The following is a 22,199-nucleotide window of genomic DNA, read 5'->3' on the forward strand; positions in this document are numbered from 1 at the left end:
TCTGGTAATCCGCTGAACAAAAGGCGTATGGTATCTGTCACGTGACAAGACGGACCTCATCGGGCCCGCCATTCCTTTCACTTTTGAAGATTTGGTACGCACCGTAGATGAAAACGCATGAAATAAACAAAATTCGCCCCTTCAGCGCGCTGATAGACGCCTGCTGGCGGGAACCTTATAGCCTGGCGCGGTTGCTGAAAGACGCTATCGCCGGGGTGACGGTCGGTATTATCGCCATCCCGCTGGCGATGGCGCTGGCGATCGCCAGCGGCGTGCCGCCGCAGTACGGCCTGTATACCGCCGCCATCGCCGGGATCGTCATCGCCGTCAGCGGCGGTTCGCGCTACAGCGTCTCCGGCCCCACCGCCGCCTTCGTGGTGATCCTGTATCCGGTTTCGCAGCAGTTCGGATTGGCCGGCCTGCTGGTCGCCACGCTGATCTCCGGGGTGTTTCTGCTGCTGATGGGGCTGGCGCGCTTTGGCCGGCTGATCGAGTACATTCCGCTGCCGGTGACGCTCGGCTTTACCTCCGGTATCGCCATCACCATCGCCACCATGCAGATCAAGGACTTCTTCGGCCTGCAGCTGGCGCACACGCCGGAAAATTACGTCGGCAAGCTGTACGCCCTGCTGCAGGCGCTGCCAACGCTGGATTTCGGCGATACCCTGATCGGCGCGGTGACGCTCCTGATCCTGATCTTCTGGCCCAAGCTCGGCCTGCGGGTGCCGGGCCACCTGCCGGCGCTGCTGGCGGGCACCGCGCTGATGGGGCTGCTGGCGCTGTTTGACCACCCGGTGGCAACCATCGGCTCGCGCTTCAGCTACCTGCTGGCCGACGGCAGCAGCGGCCAGGGCATCCCGCCGATCCTGCCGCAGCTGCTGCTGCCCTGGGATCTGCCGGGCGGCGGCGGGCAGCCGTTCACCCTGAGCTGGCAAACCGTTTCCGCCCTGCTGCCGGCGGCGTTTTCGATGGCGATGCTCGGCGCGATCGAATCGCTGCTGTGCGCCGTGGTGCTCGACGGCATGACCGGCAAGAAGCACAACTCGAACAGCGAGCTGATCGGCCAGGGTGCGGGTAACATCATCGCGCCGTTCTTCGGCGGCATTACCGCCACCGCCGCGATTGCCCGTTCGGCGGCCAACGTGCGCGCCGGCGCCACCTCGCCGGTGTCCGCCATCATCCACGCGTTGCTGGTGCTGTTGGCGCTGCTGGTATTGGCACCGTGGCTCTCTTACCTGCCGCTGGCGGCGATGGCGGCGCTGCTGCTGATGGTCGCCTGGAACATGAGCGAGGCGCACAAGGTGATTTATCTGCTGCGCCGGGCGCCGAAGGACGACATTCTGGTGCTGCTGCTGTGCATGTCGCTGACGGTGCTGTTCGATATGGTGATCGCCATTACCGTGGGCATCGTGCTGGCTTCGCTGCTGTTTATGCGCCGCATCGCCCGCATGACGCGGCTGAGTGAGCTGAGCGCCGGCGACGGCCGCCTGGTGCTCCGGGTGAACGGCCCGCTGTTCTTCGCCGCCGCCGAGCGCATCTTTACCGAACTGCTGGCGCGCAGCGAAGGCTACCGCACGATCGTGCTGCAATGGGATGCGGTTCCGGTGCTCGATGCCGGCGGCCTGAGCGCCCTGCGGCGCTTTATCGACGTGCTGCCGGCAGACAAAAAGCTGGTGATCACCGACGTGCCGTTCCAGCCGCTGAAAACCCTGGCGCGTGCGCGGGTGCAGCCGATCGAGGGCCGCCTGCAGTTCTACCCGACGCTGCCGGAAGCGCTGGCGGCCACCGGCGCCTAAACGTAAAAAAGCCCGACGAGTCGGGCTTTTTTTTATGGCGACGAACGCTTAGTTGCTGGTATCCAGCTCCGGGAAGCTCTTCACCAGGTCGTCGATGGCTTTCATCTGCGCCAGGAACGGCTCCAGCTTGTCCAACGGCAGCGCAGACGGGCCGTCGCACTTGGCGTTTTTCGGATCCGGGTGCGCTTCGAGGAACAGGCCGGCCAGGCCAACCGCCATACCGGCGCGCGCCAGCTCGGCCACCTGAGCGCGGCGGCCGCCGGACGCGGCGCCGAACGGATCGCGGGTCTGCAGCGCGTGGGTCACGTCGAAGATCACCGGATGGCCGCCGGTCACGTTCTTCATCACGTTGATGCCCAGCATGTCGACCACCAGGTTGTCATAGCCGAAGTTGCTGCCGCGATCGCACAGGATCACCTGATCGTTGCCGCCTTCTTTGAACTTGTCGACGATGTTGCCCATCTGCCCCGGGCTGACGAACTGCGGCTTCTTGACGTTGATCACCGCACCGGTTTTCGCCATCGCTTCCACCAGATCGGTCTGACGCGCCAGGAAGGCCGGCAGCTGGATCACGTCAACCACTTCGGAAACCGGCTGCGCCTGCGCCGCTTCATGCACGTCGGTGATGATTTTCACGCCGAAGGTTTTTTTCAACTCTTCGAAGATCTTCATCCCTTCTTCCAGGCCCGGACCGCGGTACGAGTGGATGGAAGAACGGTTGGCCTTGTCGAAAGAGGCTTTGAATACGTAAGGGATGCCCAGTTTTTGCGTCACGGTGACGTAGTGTTCGCAGATGCTCATCGCCAGACCGCGCGATTCCAGCACGTTCATACCGCCAAACAGCACAAACGGCAGATCGTTTGCTACGTCGATATCGCCAATGCTAACCACTTTCTGTTTCATGCTTTCGCCTTTGTTAAGGTTGTAACCGTCGCCTTGCAAACTGCACGGAGTCATTGAATTAATGCAGCGTCACCTGTTTCGGCTCAATCGAGTGGATCTGTACTTTGATCACTTCGCTGACCGGGTCTTCAGGACACTGCTCGACAAAATAGTTGAGGTCGGAGATCGCGATATGGTTGCACTCCAGCTGGGCGTAAATCAGCCCGCGGTCGCGGATCTCGTACGGATCTTCCGGATCGAAGCACAGCACCGTTTCGCTGGTGCGCAGCGCCATCTCCAGCTGCTTTTCTTCCATCAGGGCGGCCTTCAGCGTATCGAGCATCTTGCGCACCACCATGATGTTCTCCGACTCGTCGAGATCGTCGTCTTCCAGCTCGGCGCCCAGCCCCAGGTTGCCCTTGATCCACACTTCCAGCTGGTGTTCGCTCAGGGTTTCGCCGTTCAGCGGGTTGATCAGCCACAGCTCTTCGTCCAGCCAGTCGGCGCGCAGGATCAGCTGAGTGGGGAAAATCACCGGCAGCAGCGGCAGATCCAGCGCGTTGGCGATATGCAGGAAGATAGTGCCCAGCGAGACCGGCGTGCCCTGCCGCGCTTCCAGCACCTTGTCCAGCCAGATGGCGTCCGACAGGCGGTACACGCCGCTGGCGCCGCCGAATCCCCAGGTCTTGTAAAACAGTTCGATGAGCGCATCCAGTTGCTGCTCCTGAGTGATATCGACCGGCACCGCCGCGCGCGCTTCGTCCACCAGCTGTTGCAGCTTGCGCTCCACGTCGGCAACCGGGAAATCGCGCCGCACCGACTGCGACACCAGGATCACCCCTTCGCTCAGCGGCGAGGCGTTAAATTCAAAATCAGCAATGCTACTCATAGGTATCCCATCAGAAACGGTATTTTCGTCGTGGCAAGTTTAATTATCAGGTACAGGCAGCCCAACGCCAGCACGAACGCCACGGTTCGCAGCCGCTGACTTTTGGTCTTCTTGCCCAATGCGACGTAGCCAAGCAGGATATAGATAATAACGCCAAACAGCTTCTCGGTCAGCCATGAGTCCATACCCAGCAGCGGATAAAACCCGAACGTCACCACCAGCGCGATGCCGCTGACGAACAGCAGCGTGTCGTTCAGGTGCGGCGCTACCTTGACCCAGCGGCGGCCCATGATCGGCGAGCGGCGCCACTGCCAAAAGAAACGCAGCACAAACAAGGTAATACTGATGGCGACCGTCAGCAAATGGAAATGTTTCAACGCGGTGTATGCAGTCATGATGCTCCCTTAAATGGCTCGGGCGTCGTTATTATGAGAGGCGCTTATCCCGGCCATTGGCCGAGCGTCACGCGGTCGTTGTCGCCATAATCACGGTGGGTGGCGACAGCGGAAAATCCGGCGGCCTGCAGCAGCGCACGCACGCTCTCGCCCTGCTGCCAGCCATGTTCCAACAGCAGCCAGCCCTGGGGCTGCAAATGGTGCGGCGCCTGGCGCACGATGGCGGCCAGATCCGCCAACCCACGATCGGCGGCGACCAGCGCGCTGCCGGGCTCGAAGCGCACGTCGCCCTGCGACAAATGCGGATCGGCGGCGTCGATATAGGGCGGATTGCTGGCGATCAGCGCGAAGCGTTGCCCCGCCACCGGCGCAAACCAGCTGCCCTGTAGAAATCGGACGTTGTCGATCTTCAGCTTGTGCGCATTGTGCTGCGCCAGCGCGACCGCTTCCGGCTGCACATCGACGCCGATAGCCGAACAGTCCGGGCGCTCGCTGGCCAGCGCCAGCGCGATGGCGCCGGTGCCGGTGCCGAGATCGAGGAAGTGGCAGGGTTGCGGCGGCAGGCGCGCCAGCGCCAGCTCCACCAGGCATTCGGTATCCGGGCGTGGGATCAGCGTTGCGGGTGAAACCGACAGCGGCAGCGACCAAAATTCGCGCTCGCCCACCAGATAGGCCACCGGCTCACCGCGTTCGCGGCGCGCCAGCAGCGTCTCCAGCTGCTGTTGCTGCGGTGGCGTCAGCAGGGTTTCACCGAACGCCATCAGGAAGGTTCTGGCCTTGCCGGTCACGAAACCCAACAGGATTTCCGCGTCGCGCCGGGCGCTGTCGCTGTGGGTCAAACGCGCGGCGGCGGCTTTCAGCCAGTGTTGATAGTCCATCACTCTTGCTCGGCGGACAGCGCAGCCAGCTGATCGGCCTGATACTCCTGCACGATCGGCTGGATCAGCATGTCCAGTTTGCCTTCCATCACTTCGTCCAGGCGGTAGAGCGTCAGGTTGATGCGGTGGTCGGTCACCCGCCCCTGCGGGAAGTTGTAGGTGCGGTTACGGTCGGAACGGTCGCCGCTGCCCAGCAGGTTGCGGCGAGTGGACGCCTCGGCCTGCTGGCGCTTGGCCATCTCGGCGGCGCGAATGCGCGCGCCCAGCACCGACATCGCCTTGGCTTTGTTTTTGTGCTGTGAACGTTCGTCCTGGCACTCCACCACGATGCCGGTTGGCAAGTGGGTGATGCGGATTGCCGAGTCGGTGGTGTTAACGTGCTGGCCACCGGCGCCGGAGGAGCGGAAGGTGTCGATTTTCAGATCGCCCGGGTTGATGTCCGGCAGCTCGGCTTCCGGCACTTCCGGCATCACCGCCACGGTGCAGGCAGAGGTGTGGATGCGCCCTTGGGATTCGGTTTCCGGCACGCGCTGCACGCGGTGGCCGCCGGATTCAAACTTCAGCTGACCGTACACGCCGTCGCCGGAGACTTTGGCGATCACTTCTTTGAAACCGCCGTGTTCGCCTTCGTTGGCGCTCATCACCTCGACGCGCCAGCGGCGGCTTTCCGCATAGCGGCTGTACATGCGGAACAGATCGCCGGCGAAGATCGCCGCCTCATCGCCGCCGGTGCCGGCGCGCACTTCGAGGAAGCAGCTGCGCTCATCGTCCGGATCTTTCGGCAGCAGCAACACCTGCAGCTGCTGTTCCAGCTCTTCGCTGGCCGCCCGCGCCTGTTTCAGCTCTTCCTGCGCCATCTCGCGCATTTCCGGATCGTCCAGCATCATTTCCGCCGTCTCCAGATCCTCCTGCACCTGACGCCATTCCAGGAAGCAGCGGCTGACGTCGGTCAGCTGCGCGTATTCTCGCGACAGCGCGCGGAACCGGTCTTGGTCGGCGATAACGCCGGCATCGCCGAGCAGCGCCTGCACTTCTTCATGGCGCTCTTGTAACGCTTCCAGTTTGGCAACAATAGAAGGCTTCATGCGTGGTAATAAACCCTGTTAATAGAGAAAACTAATGCTGATCCAGCCCGAGGCTGTCGCGTAATAACTGCAACCGCTCCACGTCGCCGTCGCCGGCGGCCTGCTGGAGGGATTTGGTAGGGGCATGAATAAGACGGTTGGTCAGTTTATGGGCCAGCTCGTGAATAACCTGCTCCACGTTGGCGCCCTGCGCGATGGCGGCCAGCGCTTTGGCCTCCATCTCTGCGCGAATTTGGTCGGCCTGCGAACGGTAGTCGCGGATGGTTTCCACCGCGCCCTGCGAGCGCAGCCAGGCCATGAAGTTGGTGCTTTCCTGCTGCACGATCGATTCCGCCTGCACCGCCGCCGCTTTGCGCTGCGCCAGGTTGCTTTGAATGATGGCGTGCAGATCGTCCACGCTGTACAGATAGGCGTTGGCCAGTTTGCCGACTTCCGGTTCGATGTCGCGCGGTACGGCGATATCCACCAGCAGCATCGGCTGGTTGCGGCGCGCCTTCAGCGCGCGCTCCACCATCCCCTTGCCGATGATCGGCAGCGGGCTGGCAGTGGAACTGATGATGATGTCGGCGTCCGCCAGGCGTTCGTCGATCTCCGGCAGGGTGATCACCTCCGCGCCGACTTCGTCCGCCAGCAGCTGGGCGCGTTCGCGGGTGCGGTTGGCGATGATCATGTGCCGCACTTTGTGTTCGCGCAGGTGGCGCGCCACCAGCTCGATGGTTTCACCGGCGCCCACCAGCAAGACGTTGAGATCGGCCAGCGATTCGAAGATCTGGCGCGCCAGGGTACAGGCGGCAAAAGCCACGGAGACCGCGCTGGCACCGATGTCGGTTTCGGTACGCACGCGCTTGGCGACGGAGAAGGATTTCTGGAACAGACGCTCCAGCTCGCCGGACAGCGACTGGCCGCGTTGCGACTCGGCGAAAGCTTTTTTCACCTGCCCGAGGATCTGCGGTTCGCCCAGCACCAATGAGTCCAACCCGCTGGCCACCCGCATCAAATGGCTGACCGCGTCGTTGCCCTGATGCCAGTACAGGCTTTTCTTCACCTCTTCCGGGCGCAGGTTGTGGTAGGCGCACAGCCAGGCGACCAGCTGCTCGTGCATGTGTTCCTGTTGCTCTACGCTGAGGTACAGCTCGGTGCGGTTGCAGGTGGACAACACGACGCCGCCCTGCACCAACGGTTGTTGGAGCAAGCTGGTCAGCGCCTCATCGATGGACTCTGGCGAGAAGGTCACCCTTTCACGCAGAGAAACCGGAGCGGTTTTGTGATTTATACCTAACGCCAGCAGGGTCATTGCTTCGAGTAATACTTCTGTTGGTACGGGTTCTCGTTGAACGGCATTCTACTTGATGCGCAGGATCAATAAAAGTAACAACCGCATCTTCCGTTCAATCATTGCCATAGACGGCATCAATCGATGAATAATTAATAAATACAGTGAGATGATTTATAATTTGACGACATAACATACTGAATTTTAGCGCAGGATGCGATCTCCCGCACAGGATTCGGTAAAACCTGCAGGTTATCCGCTTATAATCCGCGCGTTTACCAACCCAGCGTGCCGCAACGGTAGGAGGGATCCAGGATAAAAGAGACCTGCTGGCAAAAAACCTGCTTGGCCTGAAAATAAAAAAATACCGCGCCGGCAAAGCACAGAAGCGAAATGATTATCCGCGCCGCAATCTTCATTCGATTATTTCCCGCAACAAAAACCCCCGGCAGCATAGCGAGGTAAACATCAACCAAACGCTAACGGCGGTCACCCCGCCGTATCGAAAATTGTTGCCCCCGGACAACGGCACGAAACGATTGTGTTAATCTTAATGACGCCCCAATGCGCGTACCGGGTTGGCATTGCGCCGGTAAAAGCGGCAAGATTCAACGCGATGCAGCAAAAAATTGACGCGCCGCCGCCGCCCCGTTAGCGTGAGCGCTGAATCCGGGTTTCGTCGCGCATGCCCGCAAGGACAAAAGGACAAGAGAAAGTTATGCCAATACGCAAAGTTAGTTTGCTCCGTCTGATCCCGCTGGCTAGCCTGGTGCTGGCCGCCTGTACCACCACCAAGCCGACCGGCCCGGCCACCAGCCCGACTTCTCCGCAGTGGCGCGCCCATGAGCAGGCGGTGCAGCAGCTAAGCACCTATCAGACCCGCGGCTCCTTCGCCTACTTGTCTGATCAGAAAAAAGTCTACGCCCGCTTCTTCTGGCAGCAGTTCTCGCCGGAGCGCTACCGTCTGCTGTTGACCAACCCGCTGGGCAGCACTGAAATGGATCTCAACGTGCAGAAAAACGTGGTGCAGCTGACCGACAACCAGGGCAAACGCTACGTCAGCGACAACCCGGAAGAGATGATCCGCAAGCTGACCGGCATGGCGATCCCGCTGAACAACCTGCGCCAGTGGATGCTCGGCCTGCCGGGCGAAGCCAACGATTTTGCGCTGGATGACCAATATCGCCTGAACAAGCTGACCTATCAGCAAGGCGGCCAGACCTGGAAGGTGGATTACCAGAGCTACAGCAACGAGGTACAGCCGACGCTGCCGAACCGCCTGGAACTGCAGCAGGGCGAGCAGCGCATCAAGCTGAAAATGGATAACTGGACGCTCAAATGATTCGCCAGTGGCCCTCCCCCGCGAAACTCAACCTGTTTCTGTACATCACCGGCCGTCGTGAAGACGGCTATCACCTGCTGCAGACGCTGTTCCAGTTCTTGGACTACGGCGACACCCTGACCATTGACCCGCGCCAGGACGACCGCATTCATCTGCTGACGCCGGTCGACGGCGTGCCGGACGAACAGAACCTGATCGTGCGCGCCGCCCGCCTGCTGCAGCGCTATTGCGATGAGCGCGGCCTGCAGACCGCACCGCGCGGCGCCGACATCAGCATCGACAAGCGTCTGCCGATGGGCGGCGGCTTGGGCGGTGGCTCCTCCAACGCCGCCACCGTACTGGTGGCGCTCAACGAACTGTGGCGCTGCGGTCTTGGCGACGACCAACTGGCCGAGCTGGGGCTCAGCCTCGGCGCCGACGTGCCGGTGTTCGTGCGCGGCCACGCCGCCTTCGCCGAAGGCATCGGCGAGCGTCTGCAGCCGGCCGAGCCGCAGGAAAAGTGGTATCTGGTGGCGCATCCCGGCGTCGGCATCCCGACACCGGTTATCTTCGGTGACCCCGAATTGAAAAGAGACACCCCGGTTCGCTCCTTAAGTGAGCTGTTGCAGGCGCCGTACGCAAATGATTGCGAACCGATCGCAAGAAAACGTTTTCGCGAGGTTGAACAGCTTCTTTCATGGCTGTTAGAATACGCCCCGTCACGCCTGACTGGCACAGGTGCTTGTGTGTTTGCTGAATTCGACACAGAAATCGCCGCCCGTCAGGTGTTAAATCAAGCCCCGGAGTGGTTGTGTGGTTTTGTAGCGCGCGGCGTTAACGTCTCCCCACTACATCGCATTCGTTCCGGGCGGTTTGAGTCGTAGCTCAACGTTTCGCTGCGCAGGGTCATGCACACCTGGCCCTGTTATCCCTGCGCTGCCTGCGGTCTCAATTTTAGTTTTACATACCCGTATGTATATTGCGCCGGCGTCGCCGACTGCCCCTTGGCGATGTCGTATGACAATATCTTCTCTGGACGCAAGCCTGAGGTTCTTCTCGTGCCTGATATGAAGCTTTTTGCTGGTAACGCCACCCCGGAACTAGCACAACGTATTGCCAACCGTTTGTACACCAGCCTTGGTGACGCCGCTGTAGGTCGTTTTAGCGACGGCGAAGTGAGCGTGCAAATCAACGAAAATGTACGCGGCGGTGATATTTTCATCATCCAGTCCACCTGTGCCCCGACCAACGACAACCTGATGGAACTGGTTGTGATGGTCGACGCCCTGCGTCGCGCCTCCGCAGGTCGTATTACCGCCGTTATCCCTTACTTCGGCTATGCCCGCCAGGATCGCCGCGTGCGTTCCGCGCGTGTGCCGATCACCGCCAAGGTGGTTGCCGATTTCCTCTCCAGCGTAGGGGTTGACCGCGTTCTGACGGTGGATCTGCATGCTGAGCAGATTCAAGGCTTCTTCGACGTACCGGTAGACAACGTGTTCGGCAGCCCGATCCTGCTGGAAGACATGCTGCAGCAGAACCTGGAAAACCCGATCGTGGTTTCCCCGGACATCGGCGGCGTAGTGCGTGCCCGCGCCATCGCCAAACTGCTGAACGACACCGACATGGCCATCATCGACAAACGCCGCCCGCGCGCGAACGTGTCTCAGGTGATGCACATCATCGGTGACGTGGCAGGCCGCGACTGCGTGCTGGTCGACGACATGATCGACACCGGCGGTACCTTGTGTAAAGCGGCTGAAGCGTTGAAAGAACGCGGTGCCAAGCGCGTATTCGCCTACGCGACGCACCCGATCTTCTCCGGCAACGCCGTGGACAACATCAAGAACTCGGTGATTGATGAAGTGATCGTCTGCGACACCATTCCGCTGTCGCCGGAAATCAAGGCACTGAAAAACGTTCGCACTCTGACCCTGTCCGGCATGCTGGCTGAAGCCATCCGCCGCATCAGCAACGAAGAGTCGATCTCTGCGATGTTCGAGCATTGATGCGTCGTCTTTCCGGTGCGGCGCCCACCGTGCCGGAAAGATAGCGTGCCCGACAGCAGAAAAAGAAAAACCCGTTGGTGCGTGAGCAACAACGGGTTTTCTACTCGTAGTCCAACATGACCTCAAACCTTAATGCACGGCAGATATTCCCTTGCCCTGCTCTCGCTTCCCTTCTGATTTTTTAATCAATGCGACGAACGATGTTGGTCGTTACGGCACCGTTTATCAAAGTGTTTTACCCACCAGTAGCGATCCGCCACTTGCTCGCGGCCGCCGATACGCGCGCCCACCAGCCACAACAGCGCGCCGACGAAGATACTCATGATGGCGCCGTGGGCGAAAAATTGCGGTAAATCGAACTGAGATACTTCAGCAATAATGGAGTATCCGACGCCGCCGATCATCACGACCAGGCCCAGCCCCATAAAAAAGTTGCCCATTCTGTCCGCGTTTCTACGTTTCATATGCCACCTCCATGATTGCCATGTGCCAACCGGGATAACGCTGCAACTTGTTAACCCACTTTGATAAGTTAAGTATAGTCCTTGTGGCGGCAAGGGGATTGCGGAGGCGATCACAAATGGTAAAGAATTATTGACACTTCTTAACACGCCGCTGAAAATTAGCGGACAAATTGAATTATTCAGCTAATGAATCATTCGTCTTTCTTACCTACGGTGACGGCGGAGATCGGATTTTGTCATTCGCTGCCCCGGCAGGTAGACTAAGGCCCTTTCTATTACCCTGATCATAGCGAATCTCCCAGTGAGCAGTATTAAATTGATAGTCGGCCTGGCCAACCCGGGCGCGGAATATGCCCAGACGCGCCACAACGCCGGCGCCTGGTACGTCGATCTGCTGGCCCAGCGCCACAATCAGCAGTTGAAAGAAGAAAGCAAGTTCTTCGGCTACACCGCCCGCTTGAAACTGGCGGGCAACGACGTGCGCCTGCTGGTGCCGACCACCTTCATGAACCTGAGCGGCAAAGCGGTGCTGGCGATGGCCAACTTCTACCGCATCGAGCCGAACGAGATTTTGGTGGCGCACGACGAGCTGGATCTGCCGCCCGGCGTGGCCAAAATCAAGCTCGGCGGCGGCAACGGTGGCCATAACGGCCTGAAGGACATCCAGAACAAGTTCGGCAACAACCCGAACTTCTACCGCCTGCGCATCGGCATCGGCCATCCGGGCGACAAGAACAAGGTGGTGGGCTTCGTGCTCGGCAAACCGCCGGCCAGCGAGCAGAAGATGATTGACGAAGCGATCGACGAGTCGCTGCGCTGCACCGAGATGCTGATGAAGGACGGGCTGGAAAAAACCGTTCAGCGCCTGCACAGCTTCAAGGCGCAGGCCTGAACCTTGCCGCAGCGGGCGCCCTGCCCGCTGCCTGCATTTAGCCGCGCGGGTTGAAGGTCTCCTCGCTCACGCGGCGGTCATCGGCGGTGAAGCCCTCTTCCGCCACGTAATACTGCGGATCGTCCAGCTCATGGCTGCAGAACGGCCCGGCGCGCTTGAGCAGGCGCACGCAGTCACCGCTCAGGTGGCGCAGCCGAATGCTTTTCCCCGCCGCCAGATAACGCGCCGTCAGCTTATCGATCGCCTCTACGCCGCTGGAATCCATCACCCGGGTGCCGGCAAAATCCAGCACCACATTCTGCGCATCGCTCTGCGGATCGAACAACTCGGCGAAAGCGGCAGCGGAGCCGAAGAACAGCGGGCCATCGAGCTGATACACCGCCACGTCGCCCGTCACCTGCCGCTGGCGCACGCGGATGCGCGCCTGCTGCCAGGCGAACACCAGCGCCGAGATAATCACCCCGCTGATCACCGCCACCGCCAGATCGGTAAAGATGGTGATCAGCGTGACGGCGATCATCACCAGCGCGTCCGCCTTTGGCATGCGCCGCAAACGGCGCAGCGAGCTCCACTCGAAGGTGTTGTAACACACTACCAGCATCACCCCGGCCAGCGCTGCCACCGGCAGCAGGCCGATATAGCGCGACAGGCTGACCACGAACAGAATCAGCAGGATGGCGCCCACCGTGCCGGAGAGGCGCCCGCGCCCGCCCGAGGTAAAGTTGATGATCGACTGGCCGATCATCGCGCAGCCGGCGAAGCAGCCGAACAGGCCGCACACCGCGTTACCGGCGCCCTGCGCGATGCTTTCGCGGTTGCCGTTCCCCTTCTTGCCGCCCATTTCATCCAGCACCGTCATGGTCAGCAGCGATTCAATCAAACCGACCAGGGCGATCACCACCGCATAGGGCAACACCACCCGCACCATCTCCAGGGTGAACGGCGCCGTCGGCAGGCTGAAGTGCGGCAGCGCGCCGGAAATGTCCGCCAGATCGCCCACCCGCAGCGTGTGCAGATTGAGGCCGATCGCCAACGCCGAAACCACCAGCAGCGCCGCCAGCGAAGACGGAATGGCCTTGGTCAGGCGCGGGAACAGCACCACCACCGCAATCGCCAGCGCCACCAGGCCGTACATCAGCGGCCCCTGCCCGGCGATCATCTTCAGCTGCGCCAGCATGATGACGATCGCCAGACCGTTGACGAAGCCGTGGATCGCCGGCAGCGGCACCAAACGAATGAACTTGCCCAGCCGGAAGGCGCCAATCAGGATTTGAATCGCCCCAGCGAACAGCGTGGCCCACAGCACGTAGCCCATGCCGTACTGCGCCGCCAGGCTCATCAGCACCACCACAATGGAGCCGGCGGCGCCGGAAACCATGCCCGGCTTGCCGCCAAACAGCGCCGTGACCAGGCCGATGATAAACGCGGTATGCAAACCGACGATCGGCGAAAGACCGGCGACCAGCGAAAAGCCGACCGCCTCGGGGATCATCGAAACCGCCACCACAAAGCCCGCCAGGACTTCATTTTTAACGTCCGCGATCCTGACGTTACTCAGATTAAACATGCATTATTCACTTATGACAGATGACATCATCTCCCCGCGTAGCGGGTATGGGGAGCCGCAAGGGGCGGCAGACTGCAGGCGGGCACAACTCAGGGTGGCGTAGGCAAGAAATACATCCGGCGCGTTTCCTGTCGGTTAATCGGAACGGCCAGTATGGGTAAATGTGATCCAAATCTCAAATAAAAACCTGCCGCGGGCGCTGGGCTCGCCCCGGCCAAACAAGTCTGATCGAGATAAACGCCCATTACGTGTATAATGGCGGCATTATTTTGCCCTTTATGCAGTCGATTAAACCTAACCGGCTGATAGTTAAGATATTTAAGGTGATTACAACATGGGATTCAAATGCGGTATCGTCGGCCTGCCTAACGTAGGCAAATCCACCCTGTTCAACGCGTTGACCAAAGCGGGCATTGAAGCAGCCAACTTCCCGTTCTGCACCATTGAACCGAACACCGGTGTGGTGCCGATGCCCGATCCGCGTCTGGATAAGCTGGCCGAGATCGTCAAGCCGCAACGCATTCTGCCAACCACCATGGAATTCGTCGACATCGCCGGCCTGGTGAAAGGCGCGTCCAAGGGTGAAGGCCTGGGCAACCAGTTCCTGACCAACATCCGCGAAACCGAAGCCATCGGCCACGTGGTGCGCTGCTTCGAGAACGACAACATCATCCACGTCAACAACAAGGTCGATCCGGCCGAAGACATCGACGTCATCAACACCGAGCTGGCGCTGTCTGACCTGGACACCTGCGAGCGTGCCATCCACCGCGTGCAGAAGAAAGCCAAAGGCGGCGACAAAGACGCCAAGGCCGAGCTGGCGGCGCTGGAGAAATGCCTGCCGCACCTGGAAAACGCCGGTATGCTGCGCGCGCTGGATCTGACTGCAGAAGACAAAGCGGCGATCAAATACCTGAGCTTCCTGACCCTGAAGCCGACTATGTACATCGCCAACGTTAACGAAGACGGCTTCGAGAACAACCCGTACCTGGACACCGTGCGTAAAATCGCCGATGCCGAAGGCTCCGTGGTAGTTGCCGTGTGCGCCGCTGTGGAATCCGATATCGCCGAGCTGGAAGACGAAGAGCGCGACGAGTTCATGGCCGAGCTGGGCCTGGAAGAGCCGGGCCTGAACCGCGTGATCCGCGCCGGTTATGAGCTGCTGAACCTGCAGACCTACTTCACCGCCGGCGTGAAAGAAGTGCGCGCCTGGACCATCCCGGTCGGCGCCACCGCCCCGCAGGCGGCCGGCAAGATCCACACCGACTTCGAGAAAGGCTTTATCCGCGCGCAAACCATCGCCTTCGACGACTTCATCACCTACAAGGGTGAACAAGGCGCCAAAGAAGCCGGTAAAATGCGCTCAGAAGGTAAAGACTACATCGTCAAAGACGGTGACGTGATGAACTTCCTGTTCAACGTCTAACCCCTTCCCCGCAGCGTATTTCTCCGCTGCCGCAAACGGAAAAATCCACGCTTCGGCGTGGATTTTTTTGTCTCTCGATTCTGCGTGTTAGCGCTCTGGATAAGAATCTAATGTTAAAAGTGCAACGTACTGAACGTTACGATGAGCAACGGACAGTTTTATTCAGTAGGCCCCTCATCCAGAATGATTAAATTTTCTGCTATTCAATACTTTAATATCTGTATTAAGATGACTTCACAATCTTTGGTTAATTAGTGAGTTAGATAAGGACTCTAGCGATGCCTCTACCTGACCGAATGAGACCCACAAAAGTCAGTAGCAAAAAGATCAATGAGCTGGCAAACAAAGCTAAGCAGATACTTTCAAGAATTGACGAAGGTTTTGACGAACAAGATTCCGTTTTAGAAGCAATGATAGTCGAATGGAACAGCCAGGTTGCATGCCCCTATGCGTTTTCAGATTTCAGAGATTTCTCCTCCTGGACCAGTGCCAGGGAGTTCACCCGCATGGCTTTCAATCTGGAAAAATTCTATGCGGATTTTACCTGGGATGAATTGGTTCAAACACTTCGCTGTGTGTCTGATGCCAAAAGTAAGGAATCCGAACAAAATTTCGCTCTTGCACTGCTTGAGAAAAATTTTGATGGCAATCCATCAGACCTCATTTTTTGGCCGGATGAATGGTTCCAGGATCCTGATATGTTCCATGTTGACCTGACAACCGAAGAGATTGCCGGCTATTTAATGGCCCGCTCTGGCAGGTATTTAGCTGATGCGCCTGAAATAGAGTTAAAGTATCCGATCCCATGATCAATGCTTAAAGAACGGTACTGGCCTCTTTTCCAATCTGAACGCTCAATATTAGATGTTTGTGCGGCTTAAAGCGGCCTAATCCTAAAGGCTTTCCATATAGTTGAATGCGTTCATCAGCTCTTCTTCAGTTAACGGTGATTCCAGATTTGAGCCTGACTCTTTCTCAACTTTTATTAGAAGCTCACTGCGAGTCATTCCCAATCGGTTCGCCACATGGTTAGCACAACTGCGCGCGTGAGACGCTCTCTGTGCCAGCGGCATTGCCGTATTCAACACTTTTTTCCTCGCTGATGAATGAGACATGGCTTCTCCCTGCAAGCGACATTTTTATCCATTCTAACACTTCCGAAAAACAGCCTCTTGGAGGCTGCCTTTCAATTTCTTTCGGCAGATACAGTACGCATTATTTCATAGTCCACAAGCGTTTACCGTTGCTCATTATGTCCATTTCTCGCGGTTATCCCCCCCCCCCCACACCGAAGGCCGATTCTCGCTGCGCCATTTCTCCCCCGCTGCCGTCCCCGGCAACGGGGGTTTCAAACCTTCGATAGTCCACAGTGAGAACGGCGTTTCGTCCACGTGCAGCTCCCAGCGCAACCCGCGCGCGGCAAGGTAGGGTTGCAGGATGCGGGTGCAGGCCGCCAGGAATTGCTGCTGCTCTGCGTCGTTGTCCATGGCGCGCGCAATATGGTCGATGGTCACCCGCACGAAATCATCGGCCGGTTCGCCGCCGAGATAGGCCGAACCTGGCAGCAGCGCGTGGAAGAACACGTTGACGTAAAAGCGCGGCAAAAAGTCCTGGTACAGGGCAGTGACCTTCTGCGCAATCGCGCGTTTATCGGCGGCGCTGAAAGCCGGTTCAGGGTGGTAAATCTGCCACAGTGGCATCGCGTTATCTCCTCGGTAAAGCTGCGGGGTATCGACAATCGTTCTGGCCGGCAGCCTGTGTCAAACAAAACTCCAATAATAAGAGTAATAACTCCAATCATTGAAGTGATCAAGCCGAGGCGATAAAATTATCCGCATTAGGGCGGCAAACGGAGGCAAGGCAACGTGAAAGCAAAAGGGTTTGAAGGTATGACGTGCTCGGTGGCCCACGTGCTGTCGGCATTGGGCGATCGCTGGGGCGCGATTCTCATGCGCGATCTGTTGCTGGGGCTCTCGCGCTATGACGATCTGCGCCAATCGACCGGCATCACCAACAACACGTTGGCCGATCGGCTCAAGGCGCTGGAAGGCAGCGGCCTTATCGAAAAGCGGCAATACCAGACGCGCCCCGATCGCTACGAGTATCTTCCGACGGAGAAGGGAAAAGATCTCGGGCTGCTGGTGATGGCGATGATCCAGATTGGCGACAAGTGGAACCTGTCCGAGCTGGCCGGGCCGCCGCTGCGCGTGGTCGACCGTGCGACTGGCCACCCCGTCACCCTGCGCGTGGTCGATGCCGTGACCGGCGAATCGCTGCCGCCGCAAAACCTGGCGCTGGCCGCCGGGCCCGGCGCCGATGAGATCACGCGATGGCGGCTGGCCGTCGGCAAAACCCGCTAACGGTGCGCTACAACAGCGCAATCATCTTCAGCAGTTCGACCCGATTGCGGATGCCGAACTTTTTGCCGGCGTTATTGAGGTGCGAATAAACGGTTTTCGGGTGCAGGTTAAGCCGCCGCGCGGTCAGGCGGATATCTTCGGTGCGGGCGGTTTCACACAGCACCGCTGCCTCGCCAGGCGTGATTGCCGCCGCCCGCTGCCGGTTCACCACGTGCCGTTCGCTCGTCTCCTGGCGGGCCAGCGTTGCGCAGGTCTCTCGCACCACCTGCAGCGCTTCCCGTTTGTGCAAAATCGCATCCGGCTGCGCCGCAGCGATAAACGCCAGGATCAGCGGTGAAGTCTTATCGATGAAGAACAGTAACCGGACGTCTTTATATTCACTGCGTGAATATTTAATGAATTTTAAATACGCCTCGAACCGGTAAATCTCCTGGGGAAACTCCATAATAATTAAATCAGGCGCCGGGCTTATATTTTTAATGATATTCATATTGGGTGAGGATAAGGTTATCACCCCACCGCCCAATAATGTTTTCATGCCCAGCCGGCACAGCGGTGAACCATCGATATAAATCACTCTCACTTTAATTCTCCTTATCAGCATGGACGCATGCTTCCACACCTCAGGCGGCTTGTCGCTGCTCTTTTTTGGGGTAATTCGCCTGCAAAGCACACCGATATAAAACATCTTGATAACATGTTTTTCAAATAATCACGCAACCGTCAGCACGTTGATTAATACGCAAAAAAGGCATGAATGTTTCAAATTATTTCAATCACAAAAACTGGCGATCCAATAAAATCGCAACGTAATGATATAGATCTATTTTCTATTTTGTATGATATAAGCACAAATGAAAAAAAATGTAACAGCAGGCCTTCTCGTCTTATTGCCTTATTCAAAACACCTATAGGGAAAATTCTTAGTTTGTTAGGATGAAAATCCATGTTTGCCGACGCGTTTAAAAAACAATTGCGCAACATGATTAACCCACAACCGCACGTCAGTAATTTATTACTGTCAGGAAAGCTTTTCTCTAAAGTAAATTAAAGGGCATTTCACATGAATGTTAAATTAGTCGCATTATCCATGCTGGCTCTCTCCGGCGCCTGTGCGGCCGCTTCGTCCAATACGGTGCAATTTAAAGGCGAAGTCAGCACGCAAACCTGCTCGGTGAATATTAACGGCAACCAATCCAACCCGGTCGTTCTGCTGCCGACCGTCGCCGCCAGCAAACTCGCCACCAAAGGCGCCACCGCCGGCGACACCACCTTCACCGTCAACGTGACCGGCTGTGCGGCCGCAACCAGCGATACGGCGATCAAAACCGTGCTGGCGGGCAACAACCCAACCACCAACGGCAACCTGGGCAACGCGGGCGATGCGGCCAAAGTGTCCATTCAACTGCTGGACAGCGACGCCACCACGCCGCTGTCGTTCGCCAGCGGTTCGACCGTCACCACGTCGGCGATGACGCTGGCCAAAGACGCCACCTCCACCTCGCAGAACCTGGTGGCCCGCTACTACGCGGAAGACACCGGCGTGGCGGCCGGTTCGGTGATCGCCACCGCACAGTTCGCCATTAGCTACAAATAAGCCGGCGTCAGGCGCCATACCTGTTGATGCCAGCGCCGCCCTTCGCCGGGCGGCGCTGAATGACTCGCTCCCTTTATCGGTTCACGTTTATGCCGCAGATAACCCGCTCCGCCCGCCGATGGGCCGCCCTGTCGCTTTGCCTAATGAGTTTTGCCGCTACCCACGCGTCGGCCAGCGTGACGCTGCTCGGCAACCGCGTGATCTACCCCGCCGAGGCGCGGGAAAAAACGCTGCAGTTCACCAACGACGACGGCACCCCGGCGCTGATGCAGATCTGGCTCGACATCAATAACCCCAAATCCACGCCGGAAAACGCCGATGCGCCCTTTGTCGCCTCGCCGCAAATCTTCCGCATGAATCCGCACAGCGGGCAGATGGTGCGGCTGTCGTTCGTCGGCCAGCCGCTGCCGCGCGATCGCGAATCGCTGTTCTACCTCAACTTCCTGCAGGTGCCCGCCGTGCGCCAGACGGACAGCGACAAGAACAAACTGCTGCTGGTGGTCACCAATCGGCTGAAGGTGTTCTATCGCCCCGCCGGGTTGGCCGGCGACGCCAACCACGTCATCGATCGGCTCAGCCTGCGCCAGGCCGGTAACGCGCTGCGCGTCGACAACCCGACCGGCTACTTCGCCAACGTCAGCCAGGCCGCGATCCTGAGCGGCGCGAAGCGCATCACCATCCCGCAGGCGGATCTGATCCCGCCGTTTTCACAGGCCAGTTGGCCGGTGAACGGGGAGGTGCGGCAGGTCGCACTGCGCGTCATCAATGACTATGGGGTGGAAATCTCACGCACCCTGGACGTCGCGCGCTGAAACCAGACAGGGAGGTTTTCATGTTCGATGTCCGCAAGGCGACGCCGCTGCCTGCGCGCTGGTGTTGCGCGCTGCTGGCGCTGCCGCTGGGCTGCGCCGCCGCCGACGGCTATACCTTCGATCCCGCGCTGCTGCGCGGCAGCGTGCTGAGCAACAGCGCCCTGAGCCAGTTCAACCAGCAGGACGCCGTTGCTCCCGGCAGCTATCAGATCGATCTGTACCTCAACGGCCAGTTTCTCGAGCGCGACCAAATTCGCTTCGTGCGCGCAGGCCAGCAGGTGCTGCCCTGTTTCGATCGGCCGCAGTTGGCGCGCTTCGGGCTGAAAAATCCGCCGGCGGCCGCCGAAGCAGAATGCCTGCTGCCCGGTCGGGATCTCAAGGACATCGCGGTGAACGCGGACATTTCGCGGCTGCGGCTGGATCTGAGCATTCCGCAGGCGCTGTTGAACGGCCAGCCGCGCGGCAGCGTCAATCCCGCCAGCCTGGACAGCGGCGAATCGATGGCCTTCGTCAATTACAACCTCAACCAGTACCACGTCAGTTATCGACAGGGGCAAACCCGCGATCTCGACTCGACCTACGCCAACCTGAACGGCGGGTTCAACCTCGGGCTATGGCGCTACCGCCAGCAGTCCAGCTACCGCTACGATCGGGAGTTCGGCGGCCACCTGGACACCAGCCGCCGCTACGTCCAGCGCGCAATTTTGCCCTGGCGCAGCGAAATGCTGTTGGGCGAAGGCTTTACCGACGGGCACTTCTTCTCCGGCCTGGGATTTCGCGGTATTCAGCTCAGTTCGGACGACCGCATGCTGCCGGATTCGCAGCGCGGCTATGCGCCGGTGGTACGCGGCGTGGCGAAAAGCAACGCGCGCGTGACGGTGCTGCAGGGCAAAAGCACGCTGTATGAAACCACCGTCGCGCCGGGGCCGTTCGCCATCAACGATCTGTACGCCACCAACTACGCCGGCGATCTCACCGTGGTGGTGACGGAAGCCGACGGCAGCGTCAGTACCTTCACCGTGCCGTTCGCCGCGGTGCCGGAATCCATCCGCCCCGGTCAGTCGCGCTACTCCGCGATCGTCGGCCGTTCCCGCTACGTCGGCGACAACGATCTGTTCAGCGAAGTGACCTGGCAGCACGGCCTGACCAACGCCCTGACCTTCAACCTCGGCAACCAGCTGGCGGACGGTTATCAGGCGATGATGCTGGGCGGCGTGTACAGCAGCTGGCTGGGCGCCTTCGGCATGGACACCACCTATTCCCACGCCAGCCTGCCGGACGGCGGTGCCTCCGGCTGGATGCTGCACCTCTCTTACAGCCGAACCTTCAGCCCGACGGACACCACCTTATCCATCGCCGGCTACCGCTACTCCACCGAAGGCTTTCGCGATCTCAGCGACGTGCTCGGCGTACGGCGCGCCGCCACTACCGGCCAAAACTGGCAGTCCGACTCCTACCGCCAGCGTTCGCGCTTCGAGGTCGCCGTCAATCAGGGGATGGGGGCGTTCGGCAGCCTGACGATGTCCGGCTCGACTCAGGACTACCGCGATCAGCGCGGCCGCGACAATCAGCTCCAGCTGGGCTGGGGAAAAACCTTCGGCAACGGCGTGGCGCTTAACCTCTCCGTCACCCGCACCCGCAGCCTGGGCTACAGCAACGGCGACTACCGCGGCTACGGGCCGCTGGATAACGTCTACAGCGCGCCGCTGGCGCAGAACGCGCAGACCGTCACCGCCCTGTCGCTGAGCTTCCCGCTCGGCCGTTCGTCATCCGCCCCCAGCGTCTCGCTGTTGGCCAACCACAGCCAGGGCCAGGGCGGCAACTATCAGGCTGCGCTGTCGGGCAGCGTCGGCGACGAACAGCCGGTCAGCTACGGCCTGAACTTCACCACCGATGACGATCGCCAACAAAGCATCTGGGGCGGCAACCTGCAAACCCGTCTGCCTTACGCCAACGTCACCGGCTCGTTCTCCACCGCGCGCCAGTACCGACAAGGCTCCCTGTCGCTGCAGGGGGCGGTGGTGGCGCACCGCGGCGGCGTGACATTAGGGCCGTATGTCGGCGATACCTTCGCCCTGATCGAGGCGCCCGGCGCCAGCGGCGCACGGGTGATGGACGGCCAGGGTGCGCGCGTCGATCGCTTCGGCTACGCCCTGGCACCGTCGCTGGTGCCCTATCACTACAACACCGTCGCGCTGAATCCCGAGGGCATGAACGACAAAGCGGAACTGGAAGACGGCCAGCGGCGCGTCGCTCCTTATGCCGGTGCCACGGTGCGCCTGCACTTCAACACCGTGCGCGGCCAGGCGCTGCTGATCACCGCGCAGCGGCCCGATAACGCACCGATCCCGATGGGCGCCAACGTGTTGGACAACGCGGGCAACAGCGTAGGCATGGTCGGCCAGGCCAATCAGGTGTATCTGCGCAGCGATAAGTGCGCCGGGGAACTGACGCTGAACTGGGGCGACACCCCCGGCCAGCAGTGCACGCTGCATTACCGCCTGCCCGCCGGGGAAGACGGCCCGATTCAACGGCTCAGCGCCCCGTGCCGCTAGC

23 protein-coding genes are annotated in these 22,199 nt (G+C 59.8%); 11 read left to right on the forward strand and 12 right to left on the reverse strand.

From position 1 onward, the window contains the following. Positions 1 to 107 precede the first annotated feature (107 nt). Positions 108 to 1,796, forward strand: a complete 1,689-nt coding sequence (gene dauA / locus ACUXAC_RS09430) for a C4-dicarboxylic acid transporter DauA (RefSeq protein ID WP_060419372.1) — start codon at positions 108 to 110, stop codon at positions 1,794 to 1,796. A gap of 48 nt (positions 1,797 to 1,844) precedes the next feature. On the opposite strand, the gene kdsA is transcribed toward dauA, so the two are convergent. From kdsA to ACUXAC_RS09465, 7 genes are all read right to left on the reverse strand, one after another. After that, positions 1,845 to 2,699, reverse strand: coding sequence for a 3-deoxy-8-phosphooctulonate synthase (gene kdsA / locus ACUXAC_RS09435; protein ID WP_454266611.1), 855 nt, complete (start codon positions 2,697 to 2,699; stop codon positions 1,845 to 1,847). Positions 2,700 to 2,757: 58 nt separating this feature from the next. Next, positions 2,758 to 3,567 (reverse strand): invasion regulator SirB1, encoded by an 810-nt coding sequence (sirB1, locus tag ACUXAC_RS09440; protein ID WP_038872030.1) that lies wholly within the window; start codon positions 3,565 to 3,567, stop codon positions 2,758 to 2,760. Beyond that, positions 3,564 to 3,965: a SirB2 family protein gene (locus ACUXAC_RS09445; protein WP_170310367.1), complete on the reverse strand. Its 402-nt coding sequence runs from the start codon at positions 3,963 to 3,965 to the stop codon at positions 3,564 to 3,566. The genes sirB1 and ACUXAC_RS09445 overlap by 4 nt, the downstream gene beginning before the upstream one ends. A gap of 41 nt (positions 3,966 to 4,006) precedes the next feature. Next, on the reverse strand, positions 4,007 to 4,840 hold the full coding sequence (prmC, locus tag ACUXAC_RS09450) for a peptide chain release factor N(5)-glutamine methyltransferase (protein WP_060419374.1): 834 nt from the start codon (positions 4,838 to 4,840) through the stop codon (positions 4,007 to 4,009). Then, the gene (gene prfA / locus ACUXAC_RS09455; RefSeq protein ID WP_033638166.1) at positions 4,840 to 5,925 is read right to left on the reverse strand and encodes a peptide chain release factor 1; all 1,086 of its coding nucleotides are present in this window, start codon (positions 5,923 to 5,925) and stop codon (positions 4,840 to 4,842) included. The genes prmC and prfA overlap by 1 nt, the downstream gene beginning before the upstream one ends. 31 nt (positions 5,926 to 5,956) lie before the next feature. Beyond that, a complete protein-coding gene (gene hemA, locus ACUXAC_RS09460) occupies positions 5,957 to 7,219 on the reverse strand; it encodes a glutamyl-tRNA reductase (protein ID WP_033638164.1) in 1,263 nt (420 codons plus the stop codon). 254 nt (positions 7,220 to 7,473) lie between these two features. Next, positions 7,474 to 7,617: a hypothetical protein gene (locus ACUXAC_RS09465; protein ID WP_154618166.1), complete on the reverse strand. Its 144-nt coding sequence runs from the start codon at positions 7,615 to 7,617 to the stop codon at positions 7,474 to 7,476. A gap of 299 nt (positions 7,618 to 7,916) precedes the next feature. Here ACUXAC_RS09465 and lolB point away from each other — a divergent pair, with 299 nt between their 5' ends. The 3 genes from lolB to prs all read left to right on the forward strand — a co-directional run bounded on the left by lolB (position 7,917) and on the right by prs (position 10,525). Further along, on the forward strand, positions 7,917 to 8,540 hold the full coding sequence (lolB, locus tag ACUXAC_RS09470) for a lipoprotein insertase outer membrane protein LolB (protein ID WP_122004130.1): 624 nt from the start codon (positions 7,917 to 7,919) through the stop codon (positions 8,538 to 8,540). Continuing rightward, complete coding sequence (gene ispE, locus ACUXAC_RS09475) at positions 8,537 to 9,403, forward strand: 4-(cytidine 5'-diphospho)-2-C-methyl-D-erythritol kinase (protein WP_033638162.1); 867 nt, start codon at positions 8,537 to 8,539, stop codon at positions 9,401 to 9,403. Before lolB ends, ispE begins: the two co-directional genes overlap by 4 nt. Positions 9,404 to 9,577: 174 nt before the next feature. Further along, positions 9,578 to 10,525, forward strand: a complete 948-nt coding sequence (gene prs / locus ACUXAC_RS09480) for a ribose-phosphate diphosphokinase (protein WP_004941061.1) — start codon at positions 9,578 to 9,580, stop codon at positions 10,523 to 10,525. 185 nt (positions 10,526 to 10,710) lie between these two features. On the opposite strand, the gene ychH is transcribed toward prs, so the two are convergent. Continuing rightward, positions 10,711 to 10,989 carry a stress-induced protein YchH gene (gene ychH / locus ACUXAC_RS09485; protein ID WP_025160276.1) on the reverse strand — a complete coding sequence of 93 codons (279 nt, stop codon included), beginning with the start codon at positions 10,987 to 10,989 and terminating at the stop codon, positions 10,711 to 10,713. 301 nt (positions 10,990 to 11,290) lie between these two features. Between ychH and pth the strand changes: the two genes are divergently transcribed. Then, on the forward strand, positions 11,291 to 11,881 hold the full coding sequence (gene pth / locus ACUXAC_RS09490; protein ID WP_387442223.1) for an aminoacyl-tRNA hydrolase: 591 nt from the start codon (positions 11,291 to 11,293) through the stop codon (positions 11,879 to 11,881). A 37-nt stretch (positions 11,882 to 11,918) separates the two neighbouring features. Here the strand turns inward: pth and ACUXAC_RS09495 are convergent, their stop codons facing one another. Beyond that, positions 11,919 to 13,448 carry a SulP family inorganic anion transporter gene (locus ACUXAC_RS09495; protein ID WP_070914791.1) on the reverse strand — a complete coding sequence of 510 codons (1,530 nt, stop codon included), beginning with the start codon at positions 13,446 to 13,448 and terminating at the stop codon, positions 11,919 to 11,921. 334 nt (positions 13,449 to 13,782) lie between these two features. On the opposite strand from ACUXAC_RS09495, the gene ychF reads away from it, so the two are divergent. Further along, positions 13,783 to 14,874, forward strand: a complete 1,092-nt coding sequence (gene ychF, locus ACUXAC_RS09500; RefSeq protein WP_004941048.1) for a redox-regulated ATPase YchF — start codon at positions 13,783 to 13,785, stop codon at positions 14,872 to 14,874. Positions 14,875 to 15,152: 278 nt separating this feature from the next. Next, positions 15,153 to 15,683, forward strand: coding sequence for a hypothetical protein (locus ACUXAC_RS09505; RefSeq protein ID WP_060419384.1), 531 nt, complete (start codon positions 15,153 to 15,155; stop codon positions 15,681 to 15,683). Between the two features lie 84 nt (positions 15,684 to 15,767). Here ACUXAC_RS09505 and ACUXAC_RS09510 read toward each other — a convergent pair whose 3' ends face one another. Together ACUXAC_RS09510 and ACUXAC_RS09515 are read right to left on the reverse strand one after the other, a co-directional pair. Next, positions 15,768 to 15,989: a hypothetical protein gene (locus ACUXAC_RS09510; protein WP_075335069.1), complete on the reverse strand. Its 222-nt coding sequence runs from the start codon at positions 15,987 to 15,989 to the stop codon at positions 15,768 to 15,770. A gap of 135 nt (positions 15,990 to 16,124) precedes the next feature. After that, positions 16,125 to 16,574, reverse strand: coding sequence for a tautomerase family protein (locus ACUXAC_RS09515; RefSeq protein WP_454266612.1), 450 nt, complete (start codon positions 16,572 to 16,574; stop codon positions 16,125 to 16,127). 189 nt (positions 16,575 to 16,763) lie between these two features. Between ACUXAC_RS09515 and ACUXAC_RS09520 the strand changes: the two genes are divergently transcribed. Further along, positions 16,764 to 17,234, forward strand: a complete 471-nt coding sequence (locus tag ACUXAC_RS09520) for a winged helix-turn-helix transcriptional regulator (protein ID WP_350428634.1) — start codon at positions 16,764 to 16,766, stop codon at positions 17,232 to 17,234. A gap of 7 nt (positions 17,235 to 17,241) precedes the next feature. On the opposite strand, the gene ACUXAC_RS09525 is transcribed toward ACUXAC_RS09520, so the two are convergent. Next, entirely contained in the window at positions 17,242 to 17,922 is a 681-nt protein-coding gene (locus tag ACUXAC_RS09525; protein ID WP_225528900.1) for a helix-turn-helix domain-containing protein, read from the reverse strand. 375 nt (positions 17,923 to 18,297) lie between these two features. Here ACUXAC_RS09525 and ACUXAC_RS09530 point away from each other — a divergent pair, with 375 nt between their 5' ends. The 3 genes from ACUXAC_RS09530 (at position 18,298) to ACUXAC_RS09540 (ending at position 22,198) form a co-directional block, all read left to right on the forward strand. Then, positions 18,298 to 18,831, forward strand: a complete 534-nt coding sequence (locus ACUXAC_RS09530) for a fimbrial protein (RefSeq protein WP_015377562.1) — start codon at positions 18,298 to 18,300, stop codon at positions 18,829 to 18,831. A 143-nt stretch (positions 18,832 to 18,974) separates the two neighbouring features. After that, the gene (locus ACUXAC_RS09535) at positions 18,975 to 19,643 is read left to right on the forward strand and encodes a fimbrial biogenesis chaperone (RefSeq protein WP_454266613.1); all 669 of its coding nucleotides are present in this window, start codon (positions 18,975 to 18,977) and stop codon (positions 19,641 to 19,643) included. A gap of 20 nt (positions 19,644 to 19,663) precedes the next feature. Beyond that, a complete protein-coding gene (locus ACUXAC_RS09540) occupies positions 19,664 to 22,198 on the forward strand; it encodes a fimbria/pilus outer membrane usher protein (protein ID WP_454266614.1) in 2,535 nt (844 codons plus the stop codon). Position 22,199: the final 1 nt, after the last annotated feature.

It is taken from the genome of Serratia sp. 121840015-1 (genome assembly GCF_053627655.1).